Annotated in this window: 6 protein-coding genes and 1 pseudogene; 4 read left to right on the top strand and 3 right to left on the bottom strand. The window is 47.5% G+C overall.

Annotated elements, in window-relative coordinates; translation table 11 throughout:
- The 4 genes and pseudogenes from H6G26_RS39065 to H6G26_RS39055 all read left to right on the top strand — a co-directional run.
- On the top strand, window positions 1-492 hold a 492-nt coding region (locus H6G26_RS39065), incomplete at its 5' end, for a DnaB-like helicase C-terminal domain-containing protein (protein ID WP_242054325.1).
- A 158-nt stretch (window positions 493-650) separates the two neighbouring features.
- Window positions 651-1,097 (top strand): annotated as a pseudogene (locus tag H6G26_RS44430) (DNA cytosine methyltransferase); the annotation flags it as partial.
- Between the two features lie 126 nt (window positions 1,098-1,223).
- Window positions 1,224-1,388, top strand: coding sequence for a hypothetical protein (locus H6G26_RS44425; protein ID WP_347242594.1), 165 nt, complete (start codon window positions 1,224-1,226; stop codon window positions 1,386-1,388).
- Window positions 1,381-1,602 (top strand): DUF1392 family protein, encoded by a 222-nt coding sequence (locus H6G26_RS39055; RefSeq protein WP_190737181.1) that lies wholly within the window; start codon window positions 1,381-1,383, stop codon window positions 1,600-1,602. The genes H6G26_RS44425 and H6G26_RS39055 overlap by 8 nt, the downstream gene beginning before the upstream one ends.
- A 256-nt stretch (window positions 1,603-1,858) precedes the next feature.
- Here the strand turns inward: H6G26_RS39055 and H6G26_RS39050 are convergent, their stop codons facing one another.
- The 3 genes from H6G26_RS39050 to H6G26_RS39040 all read right to left on the bottom strand — a co-directional run bounded on the left by H6G26_RS39050 (window position 1,859) and on the right by H6G26_RS39040 (window position 4,259).
- The gene (locus H6G26_RS39050; RefSeq protein WP_242054324.1) at window positions 1,859-2,128 is read right to left on the bottom strand and encodes an alcohol dehydrogenase catalytic domain-containing protein; all 270 of its coding nucleotides are present in this window, start codon (window positions 2,126-2,128) and stop codon (window positions 1,859-1,861) included.
- A gap of 293 nt (window positions 2,129-2,421) precedes the next feature.
- Complete coding sequence (locus H6G26_RS39045) at window positions 2,422-3,345, bottom strand: MBL fold metallo-hydrolase (protein ID WP_242054322.1); 924 nt, start codon at window positions 3,343-3,345, stop codon at window positions 2,422-2,424.
- A gap of 80 nt (window positions 3,346-3,425) precedes the next feature.
- Entirely contained in the window at window positions 3,426-4,259 is an 834-nt protein-coding gene (locus H6G26_RS39040) for an alpha/beta hydrolase (RefSeq protein ID WP_190737177.1), read from the bottom strand.
- Window positions 4,260-4,449: the final 190 nt, after the last annotated feature.

The raw sequence follows: 4,449 nt of genomic DNA, 5'->3' as shown, positions 1-4,449 counted from the left end.
CAACAGATTTTCATCAACGACGAATCTTGCCCTTCTCTTAATGAAATCCGTAGCCAAGTCCGCCGAATTTCATCCCATTACGGTGGTGTTGGGCTTGTGATTGTCGATTATCTGCAACTAATGGCTCAAGCTGCTGATTCTAGAGCTAACATGACTGAACGTGTTGCCGAAATCAGCCGGGGGCTAAAGAAACTCGCCAAAGATATGGATGTTCCAGTTCTGGCTCTATCCCAGTTAAGCCGTGAAGTTGAACACCGCAACGATAAACGCCCCATCCTCAGCGATTTGCGCTCTAGTGGTGCTGTTGAGCAAGACAGCGATGTTGTGATCATGCTCTACCGCGAAGAAATGTACAACCTTGATACCCCAGATCGTGGCATTTCTGAGTTAATTGTGCGGAAGCAACGTAATGGCCCTACTGGTACGGTCAAGCTTTTGTTTGACCATCAGTTTACCAGATTTAAGAATCTCTCTCGTGGTCGAGGGTTTTAAAAATTATCAAAGCCATCAGCCTGCATTAGCCTTGGGACTCCCTTATCCCAATGAGTCTGAAAAATGACAAGCAAGGGTTGTTTAATGCCCAGATTGATTTACACTCCCAACACTTGGAGGCAGTTGCATGATCTCTGTCCTTTCCCTAGAACTCTTGCATCGGCGGACTCTGCCATTACGGTATTGCGGCGGCGGGTCTATCCCATAAATTTCAAGTTAAACAGTTTGTCGAAATTTCTTGTTATTCCCAATCACAACTTCGCTATGAGCAGCCCCAAATCCCAGTCCATTCAGACATCACCACCTACCACTGTCACCCCTTACAGTTCGATATCGTCTGTGGGGGTTTTCCCTGCTTCGGCACAAGCAACGCAGGTAATCGGCAAGGACTTGATGACCCCAGATCCGCACTCTGGGCAGAACAATTCAGGATTATCAAACAGTGTCAGCCAGCGCTCACACTCATCGAAAATCCCACAGGTCTACTCCATCGCGGACTTGCCCAAATCATACACGACCTTGATTCAATCGGGTACATGGGCGAATGGGAGTGTATCTCTGCTATTGAAGTCGGTTTGCCACACCAAAGAAAGCGAATTTTTGTTATTGCCTACCCCAATGGCTTATTCAACACAGTCGTCAAGACCCCCTGGGCAAACCAAATTAGAAACCACATTACGGAAATACGGCAGTCTGTCGAAATCAGAAGCTATCAACCCGGAATTCTTACAGTGGCTCATGGGGTTTCTGTAGGAGTGTCTAAAGGGATTAAAGGCAACTATGATGCTCGTCGGGCTTACGGGTTGAGTTGTTCACCTCGGCAAGCTGCCGTTGCTTGGAAACGCATTGATTATCTGTACAGTCTACTTTTCAGTCAGAAGGTGCATTATGACTAATCTAATCAATTCACTCGAAACTTCTTGGTACATCTCACCGCCTTGGGGGGCAGAAGTACCGCCGCCCGTCGTCGTTAGTCTACTGGAGAAAGTCTACACTGGCACTCCTAGCCACCCATTGCTTTCGCTAGTTGAATTGCGATCGAACCAACTCCACCTGCTCCAGCATAAATTAGAACCGTCTCACCGACTTGTAAATTTCCTCTGGTTATAAGGCAATCCCAGGCGGTTCCTCCTGCCAACGGTAAGGAAGCTGCCTCAACATGGGTCAAATTAATGGGCTTAACTGCAACAATGCTTTCCTCTGCAACGTAGTATTGAGCATAACTACTAAACTCGCCAAAAACCTGGGGTGAGTAAGCTAATCGTCATTTAAATTGCACCATTTTCATGGTAGTAAAAGCTGCAAACCCCTCTCCCTTGCTCCCTGCCCCCTGCGATCTCAATGTGCAAATTAAATGCTTAACAGCTTAGTAAACTTCATCTCCGACCTGGAAATGGGTGACTGCCTCTCCAATAGCTTCAATCACACCCGAAACGTCCACTGCGATAATTGCAGGGAGACGAATTAAATCTTTGTAGTCACCCCGACGAGTTTGATAATCAATGGGATTGATCGATGTCGCGTATACTTTCACCAGAACTTGGGTCGCTTTTGGAACTGGCTTCGGTATGGTTTGAAATTCAAATACCTCAGTGCTACCAAAAGCGGTCAGTACCGCAGCTTGCATGTACTCCATATCAGCCTCCTTACGTCTAAAATGATTGATCTGAAGTGTAGTGAGTTCCAATGCTTGATTTCTTCCAGATTCTTATGGTAGATGGCGAGCTAGTAGGGTGGGCGATGCCCACCATTTTGTAAAACCCTTCACATCAAAGCTTTGTGGGCAGTGCCCACCCTACAATTTGTGGCTTGAAGTTTGCTCGAATGGTTGTGGTGCGATCGCAACTATCATCAGCTTGAAGTTTGCTTGAATAGTTGTGGTGTAATCGCAACTATCATCAAGTTGCTAAAATGATTGCTATGAATCCTTTAGGGATCACGCCAGCGGTAATCCACTGGCACCCAGGCATAACCTCGATCTGCTGCCCGAAGGTGTCCAACGCCGGGAAAGGGCAAATGTGCGCCTGCTATCAAAATTCGGGATGCTTCCGCTCTCGCAAACTGTTTTTTGCGTTGTGCCGCAGCAGCATTGGCATCGACATCATAAGCAACTGTAATTTCTGGCTTGGGAAATTGCACCGAAGCAAAGTGAACAATATCGCCCCAAAACTCGATGCTCTCGCCCTTGCTTGCCGCCACATAGCAGCTATGACCAGGAGTGTGTCCGGGTGTGGGATGCGCGGTGATTCCCGGTAGCAAAGCTGTCTTGCCAGAAAACGATTTCACCTTGCCCGCATCTAAATAAGGTTTGACAGTTTTCGCGGCTTCGTCAAAGTACTTTTCAGCAACGTTGAATCGCGTGGCATTCGCTCGATCAAACCAGAAATCGACATCTGGCTTGCCGACATAGAGCGTGGCAGCAGGAAACACCCGTTTCCCCTGTTCGACCAGCCCCCCACTATGATCGGTATGAATATGAGTCAGAAGAACTGCATCAATTTCGTTAGGTGTGTAGCCTGCTGCTTTTAACGATGTTTGAAGCTTGCCACCCAGTTTTGAACCAAAAAAGGTTCCGGCTCCCGTGTCCACGAGTACTTGTTGCTCTCCAGTGTCGATCAGGAAAGCATTAATCGATGTCTCGACAGGATTAGTCAGAAAGTTTTTCTGAAGCAGGCGATCGGTTTCTGTTGGGTTCGTATTCGGCAGCAGCGTATGTAAATCTTGGGGGAGTGTGCCGTCGCTCAGGACTGTAATTTTGAAATCACCTAACTTGAATGGATAGACACCTGGCACTTGAGCAATCGCACTTTTGCCTGGTGCTATCGTTGGAAAGCTACAAGAGGTCACAATCATTAGCACTGTGGTTGCAACCGCTATCATCAGTCTAGAAAACATATTAGAACCCTTTCAGCGATAAAGAACTCGATAGATAATTACCCCTGAAGAAAGTCCAATAACAAGGGATTGACCTGATCAGCATGAGTCCAATTGATGGCGTGCGGTCCGCCAGGGATGACAACAAGTTGACCGTTTTTAATCAGCTTCGGGAGTCTTGCTGCGGTGGACTCAAGCGGCAAAATGCGATCGGCATCGCCATGAACGATCAGGGTTGGTACATCAATGCGGGGCAAATCATCGCGAAAATCAGTCAGCCAGGATGGAACACAGTTCAAAGTCCCTTTCGCAGAAGCCCCTGCTGCCACATTCCAACTTGCCTGAATTGCTTCATTACTGATACGATCGCCCAGCAAGATATCGACGTTGAAGAACTCTTTGAAGAATGCAGAAAAGTAGGCTGGACGGTCTTCAACAATCGCTTTCATAATGCCATCGAAAACGCTTTGGTCAACGCCTTCGGGATTATCATCGGTCTTCAGCAAGAAGGGCGGCACTGGAGCCATCAGCACCGCTTTCTGCACCCGCTCTGAGCCATACTTGCCAAGATAGCGCGTGACTTCGCCTGTTCCCATTGAGAAGCCGACCAGCACAGCATCATGCAAGTCAAGCTTGGTCATAAGGGCGTTGAGATCGGCTGCGAACGTGTCGTAGTCATAGCCAAATGAGGGTTGACTAGAAGCACCAAAGCCTCGGCGATCGTAGGTAATCACCCGATATCCTGCATTTAGCAGCACTAAGACCTGCTTTTCCCAGGAATGACCGTTGAGGGGAAATCCATGAATCAGTACAATCGGTTGACCTGTCCCCAGATCTTCGTAGTAGAGATCAATGTTTGCAGAGTTTTCTTGACCAACGGTAATGTAAGTCATGAGAGGTTCCTCCCTTGTAAATTCGACAATGTGTTTTTGTCTGTGTGAAAGCGTTGCTTGACAGTACGGCTCCTGCGCTTTTACCAATTCAGGACTTACGCAACTGGCACAGGGCGATCGCATTTTTATAGTAGTTATGTACTAAAAGGTGACGGTGTACTCAGAGAACATTGCTGAAATTAGTAACAGT

Source organism: Nostoc sp. FACHB-888 (genome assembly GCF_014696655.1).
Taxonomy (GTDB): Bacteria; Cyanobacteriota; Cyanobacteriia; order Cyanobacteriales; family Nostocaceae; genus Nostoc.
This window is presented reverse-complemented; position numbering and strand designations above follow the sequence as displayed.

Excerpts from the sequence above, each read along its gene's own strand:
- H6G26_RS39055 (WP_190737181.1), top strand. The coding sequence starts at position 1,381 with ATGACTAATCTAATCAATTCACTCGAAACTTCTTGGTACATCTCACCG.
- H6G26_RS39050 (WP_242054324.1), bottom strand. The coding sequence starts at position 2,128 with ATGGAGTACATGCAAGCTGCGGTACTGACCGCTTTTGGTAGCACTGAG.
- H6G26_RS39045 (WP_242054322.1), bottom strand. The coding sequence starts at position 3,345 with ATGATTGTGACCTCTTGTAGCTTTCCAACGATAGCACCAGGCAAAAGT.
- H6G26_RS39040 (WP_190737177.1), bottom strand. The coding sequence starts at position 4,259 with ATGACTTACATTACCGTTGGTCAAGAAAACTCTGCAAACATTGATCTC.